General features: G+C 70.0%; 23 protein-coding genes. All 23 read right to left on the minus strand.

From position 1 onward, the window contains the following. On the minus strand, positions 1-843 hold the full coding sequence (gene hisG / locus ACSF8R_RS07285) for an ATP phosphoribosyltransferase (protein ID WP_434811201.1): 843 nt from the start codon (positions 841-843) through the stop codon (positions 1-3). Between the two features lie 40 nt (positions 844-883). Next, the gene (locus ACSF8R_RS07290) at positions 884-1,147 is read right to left on the minus strand and encodes a phosphoribosyl-ATP diphosphatase (protein WP_434811202.1); all 264 of its coding nucleotides are present in this window, start codon (positions 1,145-1,147) and stop codon (positions 884-886) included. A 43-nt stretch (positions 1,148-1,190) separates the two neighbouring features. Continuing rightward, the gene (rpe, locus tag ACSF8R_RS07295; protein WP_434811203.1) at positions 1,191-1,865 is read right to left on the minus strand and encodes a ribulose-phosphate 3-epimerase; all 675 of its coding nucleotides are present in this window, start codon (positions 1,863-1,865) and stop codon (positions 1,191-1,193) included. Between the two features lie 9 nt (positions 1,866-1,874). Then, positions 1,875-3,263 (minus strand): RsmB/NOP family class I SAM-dependent RNA methyltransferase, encoded by a 1,389-nt coding sequence (locus ACSF8R_RS07300; RefSeq protein ID WP_434811204.1) that lies wholly within the window; start codon positions 3,261-3,263, stop codon positions 1,875-1,877. After that, positions 3,260-4,192 (minus strand): methionyl-tRNA formyltransferase, encoded by a 933-nt coding sequence (fmt, locus tag ACSF8R_RS07305; protein ID WP_434811205.1) that lies wholly within the window; start codon positions 4,190-4,192, stop codon positions 3,260-3,262. The genes ACSF8R_RS07300 and fmt overlap by 4 nt, the downstream gene beginning before the upstream one ends. Positions 4,193-4,200: 8 nt before the next feature. Then, positions 4,201-6,213: a primosomal protein N' gene (locus tag ACSF8R_RS07310; RefSeq protein ID WP_434811206.1), complete on the minus strand. Its 2,013-nt coding sequence runs from the start codon at positions 6,211-6,213 to the stop codon at positions 4,201-4,203. A 14-nt stretch (positions 6,214-6,227) separates the two neighbouring features. Continuing rightward, positions 6,228-7,421 carry a methionine adenosyltransferase gene (metK, locus tag ACSF8R_RS07315; RefSeq protein ID WP_434811207.1) on the minus strand — a complete coding sequence of 398 codons (1,194 nt, stop codon included), beginning with the start codon at positions 7,419-7,421 and terminating at the stop codon, positions 6,228-6,230. A 124-nt stretch (positions 7,422-7,545) separates the two neighbouring features. Continuing rightward, positions 7,546-7,800: a DNA-directed RNA polymerase subunit omega gene (rpoZ, locus tag ACSF8R_RS07320; RefSeq protein ID WP_434811208.1), complete on the minus strand. Its 255-nt coding sequence runs from the start codon at positions 7,798-7,800 to the stop codon at positions 7,546-7,548. A 112-nt stretch (positions 7,801-7,912) separates the two neighbouring features. Next, positions 7,913-8,809 (minus strand): guanylate kinase, encoded by an 897-nt coding sequence (gmk, locus tag ACSF8R_RS07325; protein ID WP_434811209.1) that lies wholly within the window; start codon positions 8,807-8,809, stop codon positions 7,913-7,915. Then, a complete protein-coding gene (pyrF, locus tag ACSF8R_RS07330) occupies positions 8,802-9,677 on the minus strand; it encodes an orotidine-5'-phosphate decarboxylase (RefSeq protein ID WP_434811210.1) in 876 nt (291 codons plus the stop codon). The genes gmk and pyrF overlap by 8 nt, the downstream gene beginning before the upstream one ends. After that, positions 9,674-12,961: a carbamoyl-phosphate synthase large subunit gene (carB, locus tag ACSF8R_RS07335; protein WP_434811211.1), complete on the minus strand. Its 3,288-nt coding sequence runs from the start codon at positions 12,959-12,961 to the stop codon at positions 9,674-9,676. The genes pyrF and carB overlap by 4 nt, the downstream gene beginning before the upstream one ends. Next, a complete protein-coding gene (carA, locus tag ACSF8R_RS07340; RefSeq protein WP_434811212.1) occupies positions 12,961-14,151 on the minus strand; it encodes a glutamine-hydrolyzing carbamoyl-phosphate synthase small subunit in 1,191 nt (396 codons plus the stop codon). Before carA ends, carB begins: the two co-directional genes overlap by 1 nt. Next, complete coding sequence (locus ACSF8R_RS07345; RefSeq protein WP_434811213.1) at positions 14,148-14,681, minus strand: hypothetical protein; 534 nt, start codon at positions 14,679-14,681, stop codon at positions 14,148-14,150. The genes carA and ACSF8R_RS07345 overlap by 4 nt, the downstream gene beginning before the upstream one ends. Then, on the minus strand, positions 14,678-15,982 hold the full coding sequence (locus ACSF8R_RS07350; RefSeq protein ID WP_434811214.1) for a dihydroorotase: 1,305 nt from the start codon (positions 15,980-15,982) through the stop codon (positions 14,678-14,680). The genes ACSF8R_RS07345 and ACSF8R_RS07350 overlap by 4 nt, the downstream gene beginning before the upstream one ends. Then, positions 15,979-16,953, minus strand: coding sequence for an aspartate carbamoyltransferase catalytic subunit (locus tag ACSF8R_RS07355; RefSeq protein ID WP_434811215.1), 975 nt, complete (start codon positions 16,951-16,953; stop codon positions 15,979-15,981). Before ACSF8R_RS07355 ends, ACSF8R_RS07350 begins: the two co-directional genes overlap by 4 nt. Further along, positions 16,950-17,489 carry a bifunctional pyr operon transcriptional regulator/uracil phosphoribosyltransferase PyrR gene (pyrR, locus tag ACSF8R_RS07360; RefSeq protein ID WP_434811216.1) on the minus strand — a complete coding sequence of 180 codons (540 nt, stop codon included), beginning with the start codon at positions 17,487-17,489 and terminating at the stop codon, positions 16,950-16,952. The genes ACSF8R_RS07355 and pyrR overlap by 4 nt, the downstream gene beginning before the upstream one ends. A gap of 79 nt (positions 17,490-17,568) precedes the next feature. Then, on the minus strand, positions 17,569-17,979 hold the full coding sequence (gene nusB / locus ACSF8R_RS07365; RefSeq protein ID WP_434811217.1) for a transcription antitermination factor NusB: 411 nt from the start codon (positions 17,977-17,979) through the stop codon (positions 17,569-17,571). Positions 17,980-17,982: 3 nt separating this feature from the next. Beyond that, positions 17,983-18,543: an elongation factor P gene (gene efp / locus ACSF8R_RS07370; protein ID WP_434811218.1), complete on the minus strand. Its 561-nt coding sequence runs from the start codon at positions 18,541-18,543 to the stop codon at positions 17,983-17,985. A gap of 82 nt (positions 18,544-18,625) precedes the next feature. After that, a complete protein-coding gene (gene aroQ, locus ACSF8R_RS07375) occupies positions 18,626-19,084 on the minus strand; it encodes a type II 3-dehydroquinate dehydratase (protein ID WP_434811219.1) in 459 nt (152 codons plus the stop codon). A 129-nt stretch (positions 19,085-19,213) separates the two neighbouring features. Continuing rightward, on the minus strand, positions 19,214-20,290 hold the full coding sequence (gene aroB / locus ACSF8R_RS07380) for a 3-dehydroquinate synthase (RefSeq protein WP_434811220.1): 1,077 nt from the start codon (positions 20,288-20,290) through the stop codon (positions 19,214-19,216). Continuing rightward, positions 20,287-20,841, minus strand: coding sequence for a shikimate kinase (locus ACSF8R_RS07385; protein ID WP_434811221.1), 555 nt, complete (start codon positions 20,839-20,841; stop codon positions 20,287-20,289). Before ACSF8R_RS07385 ends, aroB begins: the two co-directional genes overlap by 4 nt. Further along, positions 20,838-22,049, minus strand: coding sequence for a chorismate synthase (gene aroC / locus ACSF8R_RS07390; RefSeq protein WP_434811222.1), 1,212 nt, complete (start codon positions 22,047-22,049; stop codon positions 20,838-20,840). The genes ACSF8R_RS07385 and aroC overlap by 4 nt, the downstream gene beginning before the upstream one ends. Before the next feature lie 4 nt (positions 22,050-22,053). Continuing rightward, entirely contained in the window at positions 22,054-22,887 is an 834-nt protein-coding gene (locus tag ACSF8R_RS07395; RefSeq protein WP_434811223.1) for a shikimate dehydrogenase, read from the minus strand.

Consider the following 22,887-nt stretch of genomic DNA (forward strand, 5'->3'; position numbering starts at 1 on the left):
TCAGAGCCTCGCGTTGTGGATCGGTGTGACCAGGATCGCCCGGGCGCCGATCGCGTACAGCGCGTCCATCACCTGGTTGACGGTCTTGCGCGGCGTCATGACCCGCACCGCGACCCACTCCGGGTCGCGCAGCGGCGAGATGGTCGGCGATTCGATGCCGGACGCGATCTCGACGGCCTTGTCGACCAAGTGTGCCGGCAGGTCGTAGTCGATGAGCACGTACTGGCGCGCGACGAGCACGCCGCGAAGACGCCGCAGCAGCGTCTGGGTGCCGTCGGCCTCTTCGGGGGCGGCGATCAGCACCGCTTCGGATTCGAGGAGCACCGGTCCGAAGATCTCGAGCCCCGCCTGCCGCAGGGTCGTTCCGGTCGAGACGACGTCGGCGACCGCGTCGGCCACGCCGAGTCGCACAGCCGATTCGACCGCGCCGTCGAGGGGCACCAGATCGACGGCGACACCGTGCTCGTCGAGGTAGGCGTCGACGAGGCCCGGATACGCCGTCGCGACGCGGTGGCCCTCGAGGTCGGAGAGCTCGGTGAATGTGCCGGGAGGGCCCGCGAAGCGGAACGTGGACCCGCCGAAGCCGAGCTTCTCGATCTCGCGGGCACCGGGCATGCGGGCGTCGAGCAGCAGGTCGCGGCCCGTGATACCGACGTGCAACGCGCCGGAGCCGACGTAGGTCGCGATGTCTTTCGGTCGGAGGTAGAAGAACTCGACCTCGTTGACGGGGTCGATGACGTGGAGGTCTTTGGGGTCGCGGCGGCCGGTGTAGCCGGCTTCGGCCAGCATTTCGGCGGCGGTCTCGGCCAGCGATCCCTTGTTCGGCACGGCGATGCGCAGCATGTCGGGGTTCTTTCGAGTCGGAGCGGTCGGAGGGATGCGCTCAGAGATGTCGGTAGACGTCTTCGAGGCTGAGCCCCTTCGCGAGCATCAGCACCTGCAGGTGGTACAGCAGCTGCGAGATCTCCTCGGCCGTCTCGGCGTCGGACTGATACTCGGCGGCCATCCACACCTCGGCGGCCTCTTCGACGATCTTCTTGCCGATGGCGTGCACACCGCGGTCGAGCTGCGCGACGGTGCCCGATCTCTCGGGTCGTGCCGCGGCGGTAGCGGTGAGCTCAGCGAACAGCCCGTCGAACGTCTTCACCCTGACAGGCTACCGGCCCGCCGCCGGTGCCGGATGCCGCGTGTCAATGCGTATGGTGGCTTGCGGCTTCGCTGCGCAACGCCGCTATCGCCTGTTCCGGGTCTTCGGCACCGAAGACGGCAGACCCCGCGACGAACGTGTCGGCGCCTGCTTCGGCCGCCTGCGCGATCGTGGACGCGGAGATGCCGCCGTCGACCTGCAGCCACACCTGGGATCCGCGGCGATTGGCTTCTTCTCGCAGTCGCGCGAGTTTCGGCATCTGGTCGGCCATGAACGACTGACCGCCGAAGCCCGGCTCGACCGTCATCACCAGGATCTGGTCGAACTCGTCGAGCACCTCGTACAGACCCTCGACCGCGGTGGCAGGTTTCACGGCGACACCCGCGCGCGCGCCGATCTGTCGCAGCCGTCGGGCGAGCGCCACGGGCTCGGTCGCCGCCTCGAGATGGAAGGTGACCGACGCGGCACCGAGTTCGGCGTAGCCGGGGGCCCACCGATCGGGGTCCGTGATCATGAGGTGCACATCGAGCGGCACGGGGCTGGTCGCCTGGATCCGCTCGACCATCTGCGGCCCGAACGTGAGGTTCGGCACGAAGTGGTTGTCCATGACATCGACATGCGCGAAGTCGGCGGTCGCGATGCGGGCGAGCTCCGCCTGCATGTTCACGAAGTCGGCGGCGAGGATGCTGGGGTTGATGCGGATGTCGCTGTCGGCCACGCGACCACCCTAGCGGCGACGCAGGAGGGAGATGCTCATCGCGTCGGTGTTGTGGCGGTGGGGCCACAGCTGTGCGCGGCCCGAACCGTCGAGCTGCGCGGGCAGGTCGATGGGGGCGTCGGAGAGTCCTGCGAGCACCGCCCGCGCGTCGAGTTCTTCGACGGCATCCCCGTGCTCGCGCAGCACCTCGGCAACGACGGCGGCGGTTTCGGCGAGGTGCGGCGAACAGGTGACATACGCGACGATGCCGCCGGGTGCGAGTGCGTCGACTGCAGCACTCAAGAGCTCACGCTGCAGTTCGCTGAGCGCCGGCACGTCGGCGGGCTGCTTGCGCCAGCGCGCTTCCGGGCGTCGACGCAACGCCCCGAGGCCAGTGCACGGCGCGTCGACGAGGATGCGGTCGTAGCGGCCGCGGCCGGCGCGTTCCCGGCCGTCCTCTTCCGACACCGGCACGTCGAGCGGCACACCGGCCACCGAGTCGCGCACGAGGCGGGCGCGACTCGGTGACAGTTCGTTGGCTTCGAGGACCGCACCGTGAGCGAGGGCTTCGGCGGCGAGCACCGCCGTCTTGCCGCCGGGCGCGGCGCACAGGTCGAGCCAGCGCTCCCCCGCTCGCACCGGCTCGGCGCGGGTCAGTGCGAGCGCTGCGAGCTGCGAACCTTCGTCCTGTACCCGCACGCGACCCTCGGTGGCGGCGATGATCCGCGCCGGGTCGCCGCCGCCGAGGCGGAATCCGATCGGTGAGAGGCGCGTCGGTTCGGCATCGGCGGGCCGTTCGGCCAGGCCTGGAAGCGCCGTCATCGTGACGGAGGGCGACGCGTTGTCGGCGGCCAACAGGTCGTCGAGCTCATCTGCGCGACCCTCTGCGGCGAGGGCGCGGCGCAGCGCACGGATCACCCAGACGGGGTGCGCGTGCCGGAGCCCGAGTCGTTCGTCGTCGGAGCGAGCGAGCTCGTCGAGGCGGGCCTGCCATTGCTCGGTCGTGCGCTCCGACACGCGGCGCAGCACCGCGTTCGCGAAGCCCGATGCCGGTTTGCCGGCTGCTTGTCGCACCTGTCGTACGGTCTCGTTGACGGCTGCGTGGGCCGGTACGCGAGTGGCGAGGAGTTGGTGCACGCCGATGCGGAGTGCGTCGAGGACGGCAGGGTCGATCTCGTCGACCGGGCGGCGGGCGGCTTCGGCGATGACGGCGTCGTAGGTGCCCTGTCGACGCAGCGTGCCGTAGGTCAGCTCTGTGGCCAGGCCCGCATCGGCCGGCGAGAGCTGCGCCTTCGCGAGCTCGCGCGGCAGCAGCAGGTTGGCGTACGCATCGGATTCGCCCACGGCTCGCAGCACGTCATAGGCGACCCACCGCGCCGGGTTCGACTGAGGTGCCCGATCTTGCGCACGCCCACTCACGCCGTCACCTCCGGCAGGTCGACGTGCGGCTTGTCGATGCGCAGTCCTCGCCACCAGTCCCCCGCAGCCATGGCACCCTTGCCTGCCGGCTGCACGCGTGTGAGTGCGACCGTTCCGTCGCCCGTGCCGACGAGCACCTGGCCGTCGCGGAACACCAGCGCGCCCGGATCGAGCTGCACGTCGGGCCCCCGCAGGGCGCCGTGCAGCTTCAACCGTTGACCGTCGAGCATCACATGCGCGCCCGGTTCGGGGGTGGTTCCGCGAAAGCGATCCAACACCCGCTCAGCGCCCTGTCGCAGGTCGAGGGCGCCGTCGGCGAGAGAGAGTTTCGGCGCCAGCGTCGGTTCCCCGATCTGCGGGACGGCGTGCGCCGTCCCGGCGGCGAGCTCGTCGAGCACGCCGGTCAGCAGTGCGGCACCGGCATCCGCCAGTTCGTCGAGCACCTCGCCTGCGGTCGCGCCACGCGGCACCGTGTAGCGAAGTTCGGCGAACACATCGCCCGCGTCGAGGGCAGGGACGAGCTGGAACACAGCCGCTCCCGTTTCGCGGTCACCGGCGATGAGCGCGTGCTGCACCGGGGCGGCACCGCGCCACCGCGGCAGCAGCGAGAAGTGCAGGTTGATCCAGCCCAGCCGCGGCGTCGACAGCAGCGGCTCCCGCACCAGGCCGCCGTAGGCGACGATCACGCCGAGATCCGGCCGCAGCGCAGCGATGCGTTCGGTCGCATCGGCATCCAGTCGATCGGTCTTGATGGTGGGGATGCCGAGCTGTCCCGCAGCTTCGGCCACGGGCGACGGGGTCAGCACACGCTTGCGCCCGAGAGGGGCATCGTTGCGGGTGACCACCGCGACGAGTTCGTGGCCCGAAGCCGCGACGGCGTGCAGGGACGGAACGGCGGGCTCAGGGGTGCCCGCGAAGACGATGCGCATCGGATTCCTCACAGATCGAGCTCGGGCACGTCGAGCCGCACGTTGAGTGTAGGCGTGTTGCGGGCCGTGCGATCTTTGCGGGAGCGGCGCCCGCGCAGTGCCTCGGCAATGACGAGGGCACGCAGCGACGTCGCCACGGCGCGACCGGCCGCGTAGTCGAACCTGATGAGCGCCCGCACTTCACCGTCTGCGCTGGGAAGTGCGACGGGGCCGAGTACGGCGGTGGGAGGCAACGACGGCACGTCGGCCCGCAACTGGGTGATGGCCCCCGCGACGGCACGCTGGGTGCCTTCGACCGCGGCGACCCGGATGGTCGGCGGCATGTGCAGCGGCTGCCTGTCGGCGAGTTCTGCTCGTGCGTACGCCGGCTGCGTCCAGGTCGCCATCGCACGGGAGACCGGGCCGGTCACCCCGACCAGGTGCACGGGTGCGTTCGGCGCGGCAAGCGCTGCGGCGTTGGACCACCATCGCAGGCACGACTCGCCGATGCGCAGCTGTTCGGTGAGCAGCATCTTGTCGCCGTCCAGCAGGATGACCGCCCGGTAGCCGCTCTCGGCGATCGGCTCTGCGCCGCGGGTGGCGATCACGAGCGCGGGCCGCGCATCGACACTCGTGACCGGATGGTCGCCGTCCGCGACGATGACCCGTGTGTTGGGGAACGCGCGGCCGAGCTCATCCGCGGTGCGTTCGCTGCCCGACGAGGCCATGCGCAATCGGGTGGACGAACAGTTCGCACAGGCCCAGTTCGCGTACCGTCGACCACACCAGCCGCAGTCGGGTGCGGCGCCGGCACGTCGGGCGCGCAACGGACCCGTGCAGTGCGGGCACTTCGTCGGCGTTCGACAATCCGCGCACACCAGCACCGGTGCGTAGCCGGGCCGCGCGACCTGGACCAGGACCGGACCGTGCTGCAACGCCTCGCGGGCTGCGGCGAACGCCGTCGAGGGCACGCGGACGCCGTGCCCTTCGCCCTCATGGGTCGCCGAGAGGACGACCCGGGGCTTTGCGGGGCGCGCCGCAAGGATCTCGCGCACCCAGCCGATCTGCACGAGGCGTTCGACGTCGGTGGTGCGGGTGTGCCCGGCGAGCACGAGCGCCGAACCCTCCAGCTCCTGGCGCAGCAGCGCCGCGTCGCGGGCATGGACGCCGGGGCTGAGCGGCTCGGCCAGCAGCGGGTCGCCGTCGTCCCAGATCACGATCGTGCCGACGTCGTGGGCCGGTGCGTACACCGTCGACCGATTGCCGACCACGATGCACGCCGCCGGTAACAGCAGTCGCAGATAGGCGGCGTAACGCTCTGGTCCTGACTGGCGTGCATCCACCGCGACGACGGCATCATCGGGTGCGTGGGGCGCGAGCGCTGCCGTCAACTGCGCCTGGTCGCGATGGTCCGGCACGACCAGCAGGGTGCTGCGGCCACGAGCGAGCGTGTCGACGGCGACCGCAGCCAGCAGTTGCGCCCAGGCTCCGACCGGCGGGACGTCGGGGTCGCCGTCGACAGCGGAGCGGGCCGGGTGCGGAGGTGCGTCGACGGCGATCCGCTCCCCCTCGCGCAGCGCACCGGACAGATCGGGAAACGCCCCGAGGACGGTGCCCGCCCATTCCTTCGCCGCATCCGCGACGATCGGTGCCTCGGGAGGCGCCGCTGCCAGCCACGCCTTCTCGGCGCGCACCATCCGCTTGGGGATCGCCAGCCGCAGGATGTCACTCGCCGACCCCGCCGCGCGATCAGCCGCTTTGCGTGCGAGTTCGTACAGTGCGGGTGTCAGCACGGGGACGGATGAGATGACGGTGTCGATCTCTGACAGGACCCGATCCTCGGGGTCGTGCTCGGCGAGTTCGACGACGAACGCCTCCATCATGCGTCCCGCACTGCGAAGCGGCACCTTGACGCGCACTCCGGGGTGGACGTCGTCTACGAGCCCGTCGGGGACGGCGTAGTCGAAGAGTCGGTCCAACTGCGGCAGGGGGGATTCGACGAGCACGCGCGCGACGACGCCGACGGTGCCCTCCTCCCCCATCGCCGTATCCCCGATCAGAGGCCGGCGGCCGACCGCAGCTCCTCGACGCGGTCGGTGCGCTCCCACGTGAACTCGGGCAGTTCGCGACCGAAGTGGCCGTAGGCGGCGGTCTTCGCGTAGATGGGGCGCAGCAGGTCGAGGCGATCGATGATCGCCTGCGGACGCAGGTCGAAGACGTCGCGGATCGCTTTGGTGATGATCTCGTCGGCGACGTGGCCGGTGCCGAAGGTCTCGACGTACAGTCCCACGGGCGCGGCGCGGCCGATCGCATAGGCGACTTGCACCTCGAGGCGGTCTGCGAGGCCTGCTGCGACGGCGTTCTTGGCGACCCAGCGCATGGCGTAGGCGGCCGAGCGGTCGACCTTGGACGGGTCCTTGCCGCTGAACGCGCCGCCGCCGTGGCGGGCGGCGCCCCCGTAGGTATCGATGATGATCTTGCGGCCGGTGAGGCCGGCGTCGCCCTTGGGGCCGCCGATCACGAAGGGACCCGCAGGGTTGATGACGTACTCGACGTCGGAGATGTCGAGTCCGGTCTCTGAGATCACCGGGTCGATGACCTCGGCGCGCACCGCTGCGCGCAGCGCCGCCAACGAGATGTCGGGCTGATGCTGCGTGGAAAGGACGACCGTTTCGATCGTGCGAGGCGCCGCACCGTCGTAGCCGAGGGTCACCTGAGTCTTGCCGTCGGGGCGCAGGAACGGCAGTGCTCCACTGCGACGCGCGTCGGTGAGACGCTCCGCGATGCGGTGCGCCGTCCAGATCGCCGTCGGCATGAGCTGCGGCGTCTCATTCGTGGCGTAGCCGAACATGATGCCCTGGTCGCCCGCCCCGAGCGCGTCGGTCGGATCGGCAGAGCCCCCCTCCCGGTGCTCGAGCGCACTGTCGACGCCAGAGGCGATGTCACTGGACTGCTCGCCGATCGACACCGTCACACCGCACGAGTCGCCGTCGAAACCGGTCTCGCTCGAGGTGTAGCCGATGCGGTTGACGACGCCGCGGACGATGCCGGGGATGTCGACGTACCCGTCGGTGCGCACTTCACCGGCGACGTGGATGAGGCCGGTCGTCACGAGGGTCTCGACCGCCACCCGGCTGTTCGGGTCGACGCCGAGCAGCGCATCAAGGATCGAGTCGGAGATCTGGTCGCAGATCTTGTCGGGGTGACCCTCGGTCACGGACTCGGAGGTGAACAGGCGCAGCGAAGTCATCGGGGCTCCAGTCGACGGGTGGTGCGCGGAACGTATCGCGCAAGGAGTACACAAACCATCATGCCCGCGGCCCCCGACATGCGGGGACGCGCGGGCATGTCAGACGCCTTCCGGCGTCATACGGTCACTCGACCGGGCGCAGGCGCAGCTTGTCCTCGTGGATCTCGTGCAGCGCGATCGTGAGCGGCTTGTCCTCGACGTTCGAGTCGACGAGCGGACCCACGTTGTCGAAGAGGTTCCCCTCGTGCAGGTCGGAGTAGTAGTCGTTGATCTGCCGGGCACGCTTGGATGCGTAGATCACGAGCTGGTACTTCGAGTCGACCTTCTCGAGGAGCGCGTCGATGGGCGGGTCGATGATGCCCTGGTCACGGTTGGCCATAGTGGACCTCCTGGTCGGATGGCGGTGGGAAGATCTTGCGGCGCGACCATCCCCTCGACGGGCGCCGGTCGCGGCATCCGACCATTCTACAGGGCGGACGCCGCCAGGCACGTCACCGTGCGAGGGCGGCGACCTCGGCGGCGGCGCGCGGCACGGTGTCGTTCACGACGCGGAAGTCGAACTCGCCCTGCGATGCCAGTTCCACCTTCGCGGTGCGCAGGCGCCGGGCGCGCTCTTCGTCGTCCTCGGTGCCGCGACCGACGAGCCGGTTGACCAACTCGTCCCAACTCGGCGGCAGCAGGAACACGAGCGTCGCGTCGGGGGCTGCGGCCCGCACCTGACGTGCGCCCTGCAGGTCGATCTCGAGCAGCACCGTGCGGCCGTCTGCGAGTGCCGCATCGATGGGACCGCGGGGGGTGCCGTAGCGGTACTTGTTGTGGACGGTCGCGTGCTCGAGCAGTTCGCCCGCTTCGACCATCCGGTCGAACTCGGCGTCGTCGACGAAGAAGTAGTGCTCGCCGTCGACCTCTCCTGGGCGCGGTGCGCGCGTGGTGGCCGACACCGACAGCAGGATCTCGGGGTGATGCTCCTTGATGTGCTGCGCAACCGTGCCCTTGCCGACGGCGGTCGGGCCCGCGAGCACGACGAGGCGGCTGCGGCCCGCCCGCGGTGCGGGCTCAGGGAGGCGCTCATCGAGGAACGCCTGCAGGTCGACGCGCTGTCGTGCGCCGAGGCCGCCGAGTCGCTTGACGGGAGAGATCTTCAGTTCGTCGAGGATGCGGTCGCGTTTGCCGTCGCCGATCGCCGGGATCGCGGTGAGGAACTCGGGCACCCGCATGTGTCCCGCAGCCGAGTCCGGGTCGGCCAGCGCGCGCCGCAACAGGTCCTGCGGTGTGATGACACGGGTCGTGACGTCGCGCTTGAGCGACGCGCGTTCGCGGCGGGCGGCGACGGCGCGCCGCGAGGCGGCAGCGCGGTCGACGTCGGGTGGAGTGCGGGAGTCAGCCATCGGATCCCCCACGGTACAGGTCGCGCGGATAGAGCCCGGCGCGCTCCGCGATGCGGTCGGCGAGGCCGGCGGGTCCGGCCGACAGGATGCTGCGGCTCTCGCTCGCGATCACCTGCGGCGCAACGACGCCGAACACGCGCACGAGATCGTCGGGCTGGGCGCCCTGCGCTCCGAAACCGGGCGCGAGGATCGGTGCACCGCGCAGAAGGTCGTCGCTCAGTCCGACGTCGGCGCGGTCGACGGTCGCGCCGACGACGAGTCCGATAGGTCCCAGTCCCCCGCCGAACGCCGACGACGTGTTGACGGCCGCGGCATCCTGCGCGACGCGGGCGGCCACGGTCTGCCCCTCGGATGCCGCGACATCGACGGTCTGCGCCGCCTGCAGCACGGGGCCGTCGGGGTTGCTGGTCGCCGCCAGCACGAACACGCCCTTGTCATGCCGTGCGGCGAAGGCGAGCGCGTCGCGGATCGAGTCGGTGCCGAGGTACGGATTGACCGTGAGCGCGTCGGCCTCGAGCGGCGAGCCGGGCTCGAGCCAGGCACGTGTGTATGCGTCCATCGTCGTGCCGATGTCACCGCGCTTGGCGTCGGCGATCACGAGCAGCCCGGCGTCGCGAGCAGCGCGAATCACCGCTTCGAGCGCTGCGAATCCAGCAGACCCGAACCGCTCGAAGAACGAGATCTGCGGCTTGACGATGCCGACCCGGCCGGCCGCGGCATCCACGACCCGCAGGCCGAACTCCCGCACGCCGGCGCCGGACTGCTCGAGCCCCCACTCGGTGAGCAGCTGCTCGTGCGGGTCGATGCCGACGCACAACGGCCCGGAGGCCGCGAGCGTCTGCGTCAACCGTGCGCCGAAACCCGTCACGCCTGCACCTTCCGGTCGTCGGCGTACTCTTGCAGGCTTCGCACCTCGAACCCTTCGCGCAGCACCGGCAGCGCGCTGACGGCGGCACCGAGGACGGCCATCGTGGTGAACAGCGCCTTGTCGGCCGCGACCGCGGCTGCACGGATCTCGTACCCGTCGGCCCGGGCGATGCCGCCGGACGGCGTGTTGACGACGATGTCGATCTCGCCCGCGTTGATGAGGTCGATGACGTTCGTCTCGCCCGTCTCGTGGGTCGCGGAGTACTTGTTCACGACTTCGACGCGGATGCCGTTGCGCGCGAGGATCTCGGCGGTGCCCTCGGTCGCGGTCAGGCGGAAGCCGAGCTCCTGCAACCGGTGGGCGGGCAGGATGACGGCGCGCTTGTCGTCGTCGGCGACCGACAGGAACACGGTTCCCGAGGTCGGCATGCCGCCGTACGCCGCCGCCTGGCTCTTGGCGAACGCTGTCGGGAAGTCGCGGTCCATGCCCATGACCTCGCCGGTCGAGCGCATCTCTGGGCCGAGCACCGAGTCGACCGTCTCGCCCTCGGCGGTACGGAACCGCTTGAAGGGCAGGACGGCCTCCTTGACGGCGACAGGGGCATCCAGCGGCACGCGGGAGCCGTCCTGTGCGGGCAGCAGCCCTTCGGTCTTCAGTTCGGCGATCGAGGCGCCTGCCATGACGCGCGCGGCGGCCTTGGCCAGCGGAATGCCGAGCGCTTTCGAGACGAACGGCACCGTGCGGCTCGCGCGCGGGTTCGCTTCGATGACGTACAGCACGCCTGCCGACACCGCGAACTGCACGTTGAGCAGGCCGCGCACGCCGATGCCCTCGGCGATCGCGAGGGTCGCGGTGCGCACGCGGTCGATCTCGGTGCGGCCGAGCGAGATGGGCGGCAGGGTGCACGACGAGTCTCCGGAGTGGATGCCGGCCTCTTCGAGGTGCTCCATGACACCGCCGATGTAGAGCTCATTGCCGTCGTACAGCGCGTCGACGTCGATCTCGACGGCGTCGTCCAGGAAGCGGTCCACCAGCAGCGGCGCCCCCTCCCCGATGATCGCCTGGTCGGCGATGCGCACGAAGTAGTCGCGGAGGCTCGGGGTGTCGTAGACGATCTCCATGCCGCGACCGCCGAGCACGAAGCTCGGGCGGACCAGCACGGGGAAGCCGATCTCCTCGGCGATCGCGATCGCTGTGGCCTCGTCGGTCGCGGTGCCGTGGCGCGGTGCGGTGAGCTCGGCGCGGTCGAGCAGCTGCGAGAACTGCTCACGCTCTTCGGCGATGTCGATCGCCGCCGGCGACGTGCCGAGGATCGTGAAGCCTGCGGCCTCGATCCCCTTCGCAAGGCCGAGCGGGGTCTGCCCGCCCAGCTGGCAGACGACGCCGTAGATCTCGCCCGACTGCGCCTCGGCGTGCAGCACCTCGAGCACGTCTTCCAGCGTCAGTGGCTCGAAGTAGAGCCGGTCGCTCGTGTCGTAGTCGGTGGACACCGTCTCGGGGTTGCAGTTGACCATCACGGTCTCGAACCCGGCATCGGCCAGCGCGAACGACGCGTGCACGCACGAGTAGTCGAACTCGACACCCTGCCCGATGCGGTTGGGACCCGAGCCGATGATGACGACCTTCTTGCGGTCGGACGGCGTCACCTCGGTCTCGGTGTCGTACGACGAGTAGTGGTACGGCGTGAGCGCCGGGAACTCCCCCGCGCACGTGTCGACCGTCTTGTAGACCGGACGCACCCCCAGGCCGTGACGGATGCCGCGGATCTCGGCCTCGGTCACGCCGCGCAGCTCGGCGAGCTGCACGTCGCTGAACCCGTGCTCCTTCGCGACGCGCAGCACGTGCTCGTCGAGCTCGCCCGCCGTGCGCACGAATTCGGCGACCTCGTTGATGAGCGCGATCTGGTCGAGGAACCAGGGGTCGATCGCCGTCGCCTCGAAGGCCTGCTCGATGGTCGCGCCCTTGCGCATGGCCTGCTGCAGCACGACGATGCGGCCGTCGGTCGGGGTCTTCGAGATCTCGAGGAGCTCTTCGACCGAACGCTGTTCCTCGCCCCAGTGGAAACTGGAGCCGCGCTTCTCGAGCGAGCGCAGCGCCTTCTGCAGCGCCGAGGCGTAGTTGCGGCCGATGGCCATCGCCTCGCCGACCGACTTCATGGTGGTCGTGAGCGTGGTGTCGGCGGCGGGGAACTTCTCGAAGTTGAACCGCGGCACCTTCACGACGATGTAGTCGAGCGTCGGCTCGAAGCTCGCCGGCGTCGCCTGCGTGATGTCGTTGGGCACCTCGTCGAGGCGGTAGCCGATGGCGAGCTTGGCGGCGAGCTTCGCGATCGGAAAACCGGTCGCCTTCGAAGCGAGCGCCGACGAGCGCGAAACGCGCGGGTTCATCTCGATGACGATGATGCGGCCGGTGGCCGGGTCGACCGCGAACTGGATGTTGCAGCCGCCGGTGTCCACGCCCACGGCGCGGATGATGTCGATGCCGATGTCGCGCAGCTTCTGGTACTCGCGGTCGGTGAGCGTGAGGGCCGGGGCGACGGTGATCGAATCGCCCGTGTGCACGCCGACGGGGTCGACGTTCTCGATCGAGCAGACCACGACCGTGTTGTCGGCGGTGTCGCGCATGAGCTCGAGCTCATACTCCTTCCACCCGAGGATCGACTCCTCCAACAGCACTTCGGTCGTCGGGGAGTCGCGCAGCCCAGCCCCGCCGATGCGACGCAGGTCCTCTTCGTCATACGCGAAGCCCGAACCGAGCCCGCCCATTGTGAACGAGGGACGCACAACGAGCGGGTAGCCGAGCTCGGCGGCGCCCGCGAGCAGGTCGTCCATCGTGTGCGCGATGACGCTGCGTGCGACGTCGGCCCCGGCATCCAGCACGAGCTGCTTGAAGACCTGGCGGTCTTCGCCCTTCTGGATCGCGTCGACCTTCGCGCCGATCAGCTCGACGCCGTACTTGGCGAGGATGCCCTGTTCGTGCAGCGCCATGGCGGCGTTCAGGGCGGTCTGGCCGCCGAGGGTCGGGAGGATCGCGTCGGGCTTCTCCTTCGCGATGATCGTCTCGATCACGGCGGGGGTGATCGGCTCGATGTAGGTCGCGTCGGCGAAGTCGGGGTCGGTCATGATCGTCGCCGGGTTGGAGTTGACGAGGATGACGCGGACGCCCTCTTCGCGCAGCACGCGACAGGCCTGGGTGCCGGAGTAGTCGAACTCACAGGCCTGACCGATGACGATCGGGCCGGAGCCGATGACGAGGACGCTGTTGATGTCGTCGCGCTTGGGCATTACTTGCCACCTTCCCGGTGATCGAGTGCGCGCGGAGCGCGTGTATCGAGATCGCTGACCACCAGGTCGCGGAATCGGTCGAAGAGATAGTTGGCATCGTGCGGGCCGGCGGCGGCCTCGGGGTGGTACTGGACGGAGAACGCCGGGATGTCGAGGGCACGCAGCCCTTCGACGACGTTGTCGTTGAGCCCCACGTGCGAGACCTCGACGCGGCCGTAGCCGTTGGGGCTGTCGACGGTGCCCTCGAGCGGTGCGTCGACGGCGAAGCCGTGGTTGTGCGCGGTGATCTCGACGCGGCCGGTGGCCTTGTCGAGCACGGGCTGGTTGATCCCGCGGTGACCGAACGGCAGTTTGTAGGTGCCGAAGCCGAGCGCACGGCCGAGCAGCTGGTTGCCGAAGCAGATGCCGAAGAAGGGCAGCCGGGCATCGAGCACTTCGCGCAGCAGGCCGACGTGGTCGCCGCTTGCGGCGGGGTCGCCGGGCCCGTTCGAGTAGAAGACCGCGACCGGGTCGATCGCCTGGATGTCGGCGAAGGTGACCGTCTGCGGCAGCACGTGCACGTCGAATCCGCGGGCTGCGAGGTTGTCGATCGTCGCCTGCTTGACACCGAGGTCGAGCACGGCGAGGTTGCCGATGCGCTCGCCGGTGGCCGGCGTCACCTCGGCGGCGGCGACCGAGACGGCCGCCGACAGGTTCTGCCCCGCCATCTGCGGCGCCTCCTGCACACGGCGCAGCTGCTCGTCGGCGTCGAGCGCGGCATCCGCCCCCGAGAACACGCCGCCGCGCATCGATCCTTCCGAGCGGATGCGGCGAGTGACGGCGCGGGTGTCGATGCCGCTGATGCCGACGATCCCGTCGCGCACGAGGGCGTCATCGAGCGATTCGTCGGCGCGCCAGTTGGAGACCACGCGCGAGGGGTCGCGCACGATGTAGCCGGCGACCCAGATGCGGCGTGACTCGGGGTCTTCGCCGTTCATGCCGGTGTTGCCGATGTGCGGCGCGGTCTGCAGCACGATCTGGCCGGCGTACGACGGGTCGGTGAGGGTCTCCTGGTAGCCGGTCATGCCGGTGGAGAACACGACCTCGCCGAGCGTCGTGCCGCGGGCGCCGTAGGCGCGACCCGCGTAGCGCGAGCCGTCTTCGAGCACGAGGACGGCGGGGTCGGTGGTCGGGTGGAATGCAGAGGTCATGCGTCGCTTCCCGTGGGTGTGGTGGCTGTGGGTTCGGGCAGGATCGCGGTGATCGCAGCTGCGACCTCGCGTGCCGAGGCATCCTGTGCCCGCAGGTAGGTGTCGACGGCTTGTTCGGTGCCGTCGGCGATGGTGGTGCGCCAGACGAGTCGGACGAGGCCGTCCTTCTCGACCACGCGGTCGATGGCAACCGTGGCCTGGTCGACGGACTCGATGCGGTCGCGGGTGATCACGATGCGCGGCTGCCCGGTCAAATCGAGCGCCACGCCGGCGTCGGTGATCGTGATGTCGACACGCGAGCGGAACGCGAGGCCGCAGATCGCGAGCCGCTCCAACGGCTCCTCGTGCACGGTCGTCGCGACGTAGAGGCCGTGGAACTCGGCGCGGGTGACCGCTCCGGCCGGCAGCTCTCCCACCGGCGCAGCGAGGCCACGGTCGCGCTTGGTCCGTCGCCACCAGCCGTAGACGCCGGCAGCCAGCAGCAGCAGGGCGGCGGCGATCATGACGATGAGCGCCAGCTCACGGGTCATCGGACCACCTCCGACACGACGCTGCCGTCGTGCACCGTGATGGCGCCGCGCGACAGCGTCCAGCGGACCTGTCCAGGCAGTTCACGGCCGAGATAGGGCGAGTTCAGGCTCCGACCGCGAAGGTCATCGGTCGTGAAGGTGCGGCCCGGGGTCGGGTCGTACAGCGTGAACGACGCCACCTCGCCCGCGGCGATCGGGGTGCCTGCATCGGCGAGGCGCCCGATCCGCGCAGGTGCCGTCGACATGACGCGTGCGACGTCGTCCCACGACAGCATCCCGGTGTCGACGACCGCCTGCTGCACGACCCGCAGCGCGGATTCGAGGCCGACCATCCCGTTTGCGGCGGCCTGCCACTCGCACGACTTCACCTCTGCGGGATGCGGGGCGTGGTCGGTCGCGACGATGTCGATCGTGCCGTCGGCGAGGCCCTCGCGCACGGCCCGCACGTCTTCGTCGCGGCGCAGCGGCGGGTTCACCTTGAAGCGCGGGTCGTAGCCGCGCACGAGCTCCTCGGTCAGCAGCAGGTGGTGCGGCGTGACCTCTGCGGTCACGTTGATGCCGCGTGCCTTGGCCCACCGGATGATGTCGACCGAACCCGCGGTCGACAGGTGGCACACGTGCAGTCGCGAGCCGACGTGCTCGGCCAGCAGCACGTCGCGGGCGATGATCGACTCCTCGGCGACCGCGGGCCACCCCGCGAGGCCGAGCTCGGCCGAGACGGTGCCCTCGTTCATCTGGGCGCCCTCGGTCAGGCGCGGGTCCTGCGCGTGCTGGGCGATGACACCGTCGAAGGCCTTCACGTACTCCAGCGCCCGGCGCATGATGAGCGGGTCGAAGACGCAGAAGCCGTCGTCGCTGAAGACACGGACCTGCGCGCGGGAGGAGGCCATGGCGCCGAGTTCGGCGAGCCGCTCCCCCTTCTGCCCGACGGTGACAGCGCCGATCGGCTGCACGTGCACGTAGCCGGCGGCCTCGCCGAGGGCGAGCTCCTGCTCGACGACGCCGGCCGTGTCGGCGACCGGTGAGGTGTTCGGCATCGCGAAGACGGTCGTGTAGCCACCGGCCGCAGCCGCGCGGGATCCGGTGAGGATCGTTTCGGACGCTTCGTATCCGGGTTCGCGGAGGTGCGTGTGGAGGTCGACCAGGCCGGGCAGGGCGATCAGGCCGTCAGCGTCGATGACGGTGGCGCCGCTGCGGTCGAGGCCGGTGCCGACCTCGGCGATGTGGCCGTTTTCGACGAGGATGTCGGAGCGGTCGCCCGCGACGATCTGTGCGGATCGGATGAGGATCGGGTTCGTCATCGGGTTGCGTCCTCTTCCGTGCTCGATTCGTTCCGCTCCCCCGCCAGCAGCAGGTAGAGCGCCGCCATCCGCACCGACACGCCGTTGCTCACCTGTTCGAGCACAGTCGAGCGCGGGGAATCGGCGGCATCGGCGGAGATCTCCAGGCCCCGGTTCATGGGCCCCGGGTGCATGACAATGCTACCGCCCGGCAGGGCAGCCATCCGCCCGGCGTCCAACCCCCAGCGGCGGGAATACTCCCGTTCAGTGGGGAAATAGGCGGCGTTCATGCGCTCGAGTTGGATGCGGAGCATCATGAGCGCGTCGGGCTTCAGGGCGATGGCCTCGTCGAGGTCGTAGACGACCTTTACGGGCCACGCCGAGACGTCCTGCGGCACGAGCGTCGGCGGTGCGACGAGCGTGACCTCGGCGCCGAGCGTGGTGAGCAGCCACACGTTCGAGCGGGCGACGCGCGAGTGCAGGATGTCGCCGACGATCGCGACCTTGAGGCCCGCCAGATCGCGGCCGCGGCTGTCATCGCCGAAGGTGCGCTTGCGGATCGTGAAGGCGTCCAGCAGCGCCTGCGTGGGATGCTCGTGGGTGCCGTCGCCGGCGTTGAGCACACCGGCCGAGATCCAACCGCTGGTGGCGAGGGTGTGCGGGGCGCCGGAGGCGCCGTGGCGGATGACGACGGCATCCGCGCCCATCGCCTGCAGCGTCTGCGCGGTGTCCTGCAGCGACTCGCCCTTGCTGACCGACGAGCCCTTCGCCGAGAAGTTGATGACGTCGGCCGACAGGCGCTTGGCGGCCGCCTCGAATGAGATGCGCGTGCGGGTCGAGTCCTCGAAGAAGAGGTTCACGACGGTCTTGCCGCGCAGCGTCGGCAGCTTCTTGATTTCACGACGCTGGGTGTCGGCCATGTCCTCTGCGACGTCGAGGATCTGCAGCGCATCGGCGCGTGACAGGGTGCGGGTGTCGAGCAGGTGCCTCATGCGATCGTCACCTCGTCGGCGCCGTCGACCTCTGCCAGGCGCACGTTGACGCGCTCCTCACGGGCGCTCGGCAGGTTCTTGCCGACGAAGTCGGGGCGGATCGGGAGCTCCCGATGCCCGCGGTCGACGAGGATCGCCAGTCGCACGGCGGCCGGGCGTCCGATGTCTTGCAATGCGTCGAGGGCGGCGCGGATGGAGCGGCCGCTGAACAGCACGTCGTCGACGAGCACCACGGTCTTGCCGTCGATGCCGCCGGCGGGAATGTCGGTCGGGTGCGGCGCCCGCGTGGGATGCCGGTGCAGATCGTCGCGGTACATCGTGACGTCGAGCGCGCCGTTGGGTACAGGCGTGCCTGCGAAGCGCTCCAGAAGCGCCGCGATGCGGGTCGCGAGTGCGACGCCGCGGGTGGGGATGCCGAGGACGACCAGATCATCGGGGCCCTTGTTCGACTCGAGGATCTCGTGGGAGATCCGAGTCAGTGCGCGCGCGATGTCGTCTTCGTGCAGGACGGTACGTCCCTGCCCGGACTCACTCATCCGCCGCTCCCTTCTCCGCCTCACGGGACGGTGTTAAAGGTTGCTGTGGTTCGCCGTCCAGCCTACCGGACGGCGAGTGTCAGCCGGCGCGCGCGATGCGGGCGAGCACGCCGTGCACGAACGAGCCGGAGCCGTCGGTGGAGAACTCCTTCGCCAGTTCCACGGCCTCGTCGATCGCGACGGCCGACGGCACCTGGTCGTTGAAGAGGATCTCCCACACACCGATACGCAGCACGGCGCGGTCGACGGCGGGCATGCGGCTGAGGGGCCAATCCTTCGAGAACGTCGTGATCTGCTCGTCGATCTCGTCACGGTTGTCGATCACACCGTCGACGATCTCGCGGGCGTAGAGCCACGATGCCTCGCGCGCCGGCTCGTTGGCCGCGCGCTTCGCCTCGGCGGCGAGCGTCGTCGGCAGGTCGTCGCCGCGGACATCGGACTGGTACAGGATGTCGAGCGCGCGCTTGCGCGCCTTCGAACGTGCGCTCACGCCTTACTTCTCGCGGCCGAGGTAGTCGCCCGTGCGGGTGTCGACCTTGACCTTGGTGCCGGTCTCGAGGAACAGCGGCACCTGGATCTCGTAGCCGGTCTCCACCGTCGCGGCCTTCGTGCCGGCCGACGAGCGGTCGCCCTGCAGGCCCGGCTCGGTGTAGGTGATCTCGAGGACGACGGATGCCGGCAGGTCGAGGTACAGCGGCGTGCCGTCATGGAGGGCGATCGTGACCTGCTGGTTCTCGAGCATGAAGTTCGCGGCATCCCCCACGGTGGCGGCGGGCACGTTGAGCTGGTCGTAGTCGGTCATGTCCATGAACACGAAGCTGTCGCCGTCGTTGTACAGGTACGTGAAGTCGCGACGGTCGACGTTCTGGATGTCGACCTTGGCGCCCGCGTTGAACGTCTTGTCGACGACCTTGCCGGTGAGGACGTTCTTCAGCTTGGTGCGCACGAACGCGCCGCCCTTGCCGGGCTTGACGTGCTGGAACTCCACGACGCTCCAGAGCTGCCCTTCGATCGAGAGGACGACGCCGTTCTTGATGTCTGCGGTGGATGCCATGAGTGTGGAGTTTCCGTTCGTTGCGTGCGGTGGCCCCGCGTCGAGATCGCGGACCAGCATCCGATTCTACGTGATGGCGTGCTCAGCCGTCGGCTTGGCCGGTGATCACGTCGATGAGCGCGTCGGTCGCACGCGCGTAGCCAGGCACGCCCTCACCGACGACATGGATGACGGCGACGTCGGCGACATACGAGTGGTGCCGGAAGGCTTCGCGCTCGTACACGTTGGAGATGTGCACCTCGGCGACCGGGAGCGAGACGCCCGAGAGTGCGTCGCGGAGCACGACGGAGGTGTGCGTGAGCCCGCCGGGGTTGATGACGATGCCGGCGCACTCGGTGCGCGCGGCGTGGATCGCGTCGAGCAGGACACCCTCGTGGTTGGACTGCACGGCGCGCACCTCGAAGCCTCGTGCGGCTGCGCGGTCTGCGACGAGCCGCTCCACGTCGGCGAGCGTCTCGTGCCCATAGATGTCGGGCTCGCGGGTGCCGAGCAGGTTGAGGTTCGGCCCGTTGACGAGCAGCAGGCGGCGGGGTGTCGTCACCGGGCCAGCCTACCGACGCGACTCACAGCGGCCGTGACATCGCTCCGCCCGACTTCGTGGCAGTCGTTGTGGCGTGGCGCTCCTTCAGGCGACAACGAGTGCCACGAACTCGGCGAGCGAGGAGGCGCGTCAGTCGCCGAGTTCTTGGTAGGCGGCGAAGAGGAGGGACTCGTCGGGGGCCTGCAGCACCGTCGGCTTGGCGATGTCGTCGAGGACGATGAAGCGCAGCATGCCGCCGCGCGACTTCTTGTCGCGCTGCATCGTCGCGAGCAGCTGTTTGAAGGCGCCCGCACGGTATCCGGTCGGCAGTCCGAGCGACGTCAGGATGTCGCGGTGCCGTTGGGCGGCGGCATCCGACAGTCGCCCCGCCAGTCGCGACAGCTCTGCGGCGAAGACCATGCCGATCGAGATCGCGGCGCCGTGGCGCCACTGGTACCGCTCGGCGTGCTCGATGGCGTGACCCAGCGTGTGCCCGTAGTTGAGCACTTCGCGCAGTCCCGCCTCGCGCAGGTCCTCCCCCACGACCTTCGCCTTCATGTCGATCGCGAGTTCGATGCAGCGGCGGAACTCCGGCGTCGTCGGGTCGACGGCCCGCTCGGGGTCTGCCTCGATGATGTCGAGGATCTCGGGGTACCAGATGAACCCGGCCTTGATCACCTCGGCGAACCCCGCCACCCGCTCGTTGCGCGACAGTGAGTCGAGCAGCTCGAGGTCGCAGAGCACGGCGCGGGGCGGCCAGAACACGCCGACGAGGTTCTTGCCCTCGCTCGTGTTGATGCCGGTCTTGCCGCCGACCGCGGCATCCACCATGCCGAGCACGGTCGTCGGCACCTGCACGAGGTCGACGCCGCGAAGCCAGGTCGCGGCGACGAAGCCCGCGAGATCGGTGACGGCGCCGCCGCCGAAGCCGACGACGACGTCGGTGCGGGTGAAGTCGGCCTGGCCGAGCACCTGCCAGCAGAAGGCGGCGACCTCGACCCGCTTGCCGGCTTCGGCATCGGGGATCTCGGCCAGCAGCACCTGGCGGTCATCGCCGAGCTGCGCGCGCAGCTGCTCCGCACGGGCCCCGAGGGTCGGCGGGTGGATGATGAGCACCTTGCGGGCAGCCTCTGGCAGCGCGTCGGCCAGCCCGGCGAGCACGCCGCGCCCCACGGTCACCTCGTACGGGCGGTCTCCGCCCACGGGGATGACGGTCGCATCGGTCATACCTGCTCCTTCGCGGTCTGGTCGGTTGCTCGCACCCACGTGACGATCTCATCGACGACGCCCTGCAGCGGGCCGACCGACGTGTCGAAGGTCGTCGTCGCAAGGCGCTCGTACAGCGGGCGACGCTGTTCGTACACCTCGGTCCACCGTGCGATCGGATCGTCTGCCTGCAGCAGCGGCCGGTTCGTGCCGCGGATGCGCGAGGCGATCCGCTCCGGCGGCACCGTGAGCAGGACGACCTGATGACCGGCGAGATCGTGCTGAGTCTCGGCGTGGAGCACCGCGCCGCCGCCGAGAGCGATGACGCCACCGTCACGCTCGGCAGTGGCGACCGCGGATGCGACAGCCTCGCGCTCCAGCGAGCGGAAGTGCGCCTCACCGTGTGCCTCGAACAGCGCCTCGATGGGGCCGTGGTCGCGGACGACGGCGGCGTCGGTGTCGACGAACGGCACGCCGAGCGCTTTGGCGACCCGACGACCGATGCTCGTCTTGCCGGCACCCATCGGACCGATCAGGACGATCACGGGGCGCTCCCCGGATGCCGTGGTCATGCCAGCGCGGCGTCGCTCGCTGATGTCGTGCGAAGCGTGTCGGGGATGGCCGCGAGGTAGCCCTCGAGGTTGCGGCGCGTCTCGGCGACGTTGTCGCCGCCGAACTTCTCCAGCATCGCCTCTGCGAGGGTGATCGCGACCATCGCCTCGGCCACGACTCCCGCGGCCGGGACGGCGCACACGTCGGACCGCTGGTGGTGTGCGGTGGCGGTGTCGCCGGTGGCGGTGTCGACCGTCCGCAGGGCGTGGGGCACGGTCGCGATCGGCTTCATGCCGGCGCGGACACGGAGCACTGTGCCCGTCGACATGCCGCCCTCGGTGCCGCCGGCCTTGTCGCTCGAGCGCGTGATGCCGTCGCCGGTGACGAACAGCTCGTCGTGGGCGGCCGATCCGCGGCGGCGGGTCGTCTCGAAGCCGTCGCCGACCTCGACGCCCTTGATCGCCTGGATGCTCATGAGCGCCTGCGCGAGCTTCGCGTCGAGCCGGCGATCCCACTGCACGTGCGAGCCGAGCCCCGGCGGGACGCCGTAGGCGAGCACCTCGACGATGCCCCCGAGCGTGTCGCCGTCCTTCTTGGCGGCGTCGACTTCGGCGACCATGGCGGCCGACGTCTCGGCGTGGAAGCAGCGCAGCGGATCGGCGTCGAGTGCGTCGACGTCGTCCGGCGTCGGCAATGCCGCGTCGGCGGGGGCCTGCACGGGCCCGATCGACAGGGTGTGGCTGACGAGGCGGATGCCGAGTTCGCTCAGGAACGATCGGGCGATCGCGCCGAGCGCGACACGCGCCGCGGTCTCGCGTGCGGAGGCGCGCTCGAGGATCGGGCGGGCTTCGTCGAAGCCGTACTTCTGCATCCCGACGAGGTCAGCGTGCCCCGGGCGGGGGCGCGTGAGCGCCGCGCCGCGACCGCGGGACTTGTCGGTGAACTCCACCGGTTCGGCGCTCATGACCTCGACCCATTTGGGCCATTCGGTGTTGCCGATGCGCAACGCGATCGGGCTGCCCAGCGAGAAGCCGTGACGAACGCCCGTCGACAGGGTCAGTTCGTCCTCTTCGAACTTCATGCGCGAGCCGCGGCCGTAGCCGAGCTTGCGACGGGCGAGGTCGGCCTGGATGGCGGCACGCGAGATGGGGACGCCGGCCGGCAGACCCTCCATGAGGGCGACGAGTTCTGGGCCGTGCGATTCGCCGGCCGTGAGCACGCGGAGCATTGCTCTATCCTCCCACGAGCGCGCGCCGCATGACGTCGACGACCGACTCCTCGTCGGGAAGGGGCTCGTCGAGGTCGCCGGTGGCGAAAAGCCGGATCTGCAGCACCGCTTGCCGCAGGAGCATCCCCTGCCCTTGCACGGCGGTCGCCCCGGCATCCGTCCATGCCGCGGCGAGGTCGGTCGGCCAGTGTCCGTACACGACGTCGTACAGCAACCCACCGTCGGTCGCGAGCGCTTCGGCCGCGGCTCGGGGCACGGCCGCGCCCCCGGGAAGTGTCGCGATCGTGAGCTGTGCGGGCCGGAACGCCGCGACATCCATCGGGGTGGAGGTGACCTCGAGCCCGAGCGAGGTGCCGAGCCGCACGAGCGGCGCAGCAGCCTCAGGTCGGCGGGCGACGACGTCGAGTCGGGTGACACCGATTTCTGCGGCGGCGACGACGGCCGAGGTGGCGGTCGCGCCCGCGCCGACGATGCGCGCGGCATCCACTCGGTCGATGCCGTGATCGGCCAGGTCGTTCACGATGCCGCCCACATCGGTGTTGTGCCCGACCGGCCCGCCATGCGTGAGCAGCAGCGTGTTCACGGCGCCGGTCAGCTCCGCCCTTCGATCACGCCTCGTGGATGCGGCGAAGGCGGCGCCCTTGAGCGGGAAGGTCACCGACAGGCCGCGATGGTGCGCGCTCAGGCCCGCGAGCGTGGGAGCGAACTCGGACTCGGTGACGCGCCGACGGTCATACGTCCAGTCCCACCCGAGATGCGCGTACGCGGCGCGATGCAGCGCCGGCGACAGGCTGTGGTCGATCGGATCGCCCCACACCTCGAACGCGGGCGCGGTCAC

The sequence above is a fragment of the Microbacterium sp. bgisy189 genome (assembly GCF_965345345.1).
In the GTDB taxonomy this organism is placed as follows: Bacteria; Actinomycetota; Actinomycetes; order Actinomycetales; family Microbacteriaceae; genus Microbacterium.

Bases quoted from the DNA above. Each gene is read 5' to 3' on its own strand.
- hisG (WP_434811201.1), bottom strand. From the start codon at position 843: ATGCTGCGCATCGCCGTGCCGAACAAGGGATCGCTGGCCGAGACCGCC.
- fmt (WP_434811205.1), bottom strand. From the start codon at position 4,192: ATGCGCATCGTCTTCGCGGGCACCCCTGAGCCCGCCGTTCCGTCCCTG.
- ACSF8R_RS07310 (WP_434811206.1), bottom strand. From the start codon at position 6,213: ATGGGGGAGGAGGGCACCGTCGGCGTCGTCGCGCGCGTGCTCGTCGAA.
- metK (WP_434811207.1), bottom strand. From the start codon at position 7,421: ATGACTTCGCTGCGCCTGTTCACCTCCGAGTCCGTGACCGAGGGTCAC.
- rpoZ (WP_434811208.1), bottom strand. From the start codon at position 7,800: ATGGCCAACCGTGACCAGGGCATCATCGACCCGCCCATCGACGCGCTC.
- gmk (WP_434811209.1), bottom strand. From the start codon at position 8,809: ATGGCTGACTCCCGCACTCCACCCGACGTCGACCGCGCTGCCGCCTCG.
- carB (WP_434811211.1), bottom strand. From the start codon at position 12,961: ATGCCCAAGCGCGACGACATCAACAGCGTCCTCGTCATCGGCTCCGGC.
- carA (WP_434811212.1), bottom strand. From the start codon at position 14,151: ATGACCTCTGCATTCCACCCGACCACCGACCCCGCCGTCCTCGTGCTC.
- ACSF8R_RS07345 (WP_434811213.1), bottom strand. From the start codon at position 14,681: ATGACCCGTGAGCTGGCGCTCATCGTCATGATCGCCGCCGCCCTGCTG.
- ACSF8R_RS07350 (WP_434811214.1), bottom strand. From the start codon at position 15,982: ATGACGAACCCGATCCTCATCCGATCCGCACAGATCGTCGCGGGCGAC.
- ACSF8R_RS07355 (WP_434811215.1), bottom strand. From the start codon at position 16,953: ATGAGGCACCTGCTCGACACCCGCACCCTGTCACGCGCCGATGCGCTG.
- pyrR (WP_434811216.1), bottom strand. From the start codon at position 17,489: ATGAGTGAGTCCGGGCAGGGACGTACCGTCCTGCACGAAGACGACATC.
- efp (WP_434811218.1), bottom strand. From the start codon at position 18,543: ATGGCATCCACCGCAGACATCAAGAACGGCGTCGTCCTCTCGATCGAA.
- aroB (WP_434811220.1), bottom strand. From the start codon at position 20,290: ATGACCGATGCGACCGTCATCCCCGTGGGCGGAGACCGCCCGTACGAG.
- ACSF8R_RS07385 (WP_434811221.1), bottom strand. From the start codon at position 20,841: ATGACCACGGCATCCGGGGAGCGCCCCGTGATCGTCCTGATCGGTCCG.
- aroC (WP_434811222.1), bottom strand. From the start codon at position 22,049: ATGCTCCGCGTGCTCACGGCCGGCGAATCGCACGGCCCAGAACTCGTC.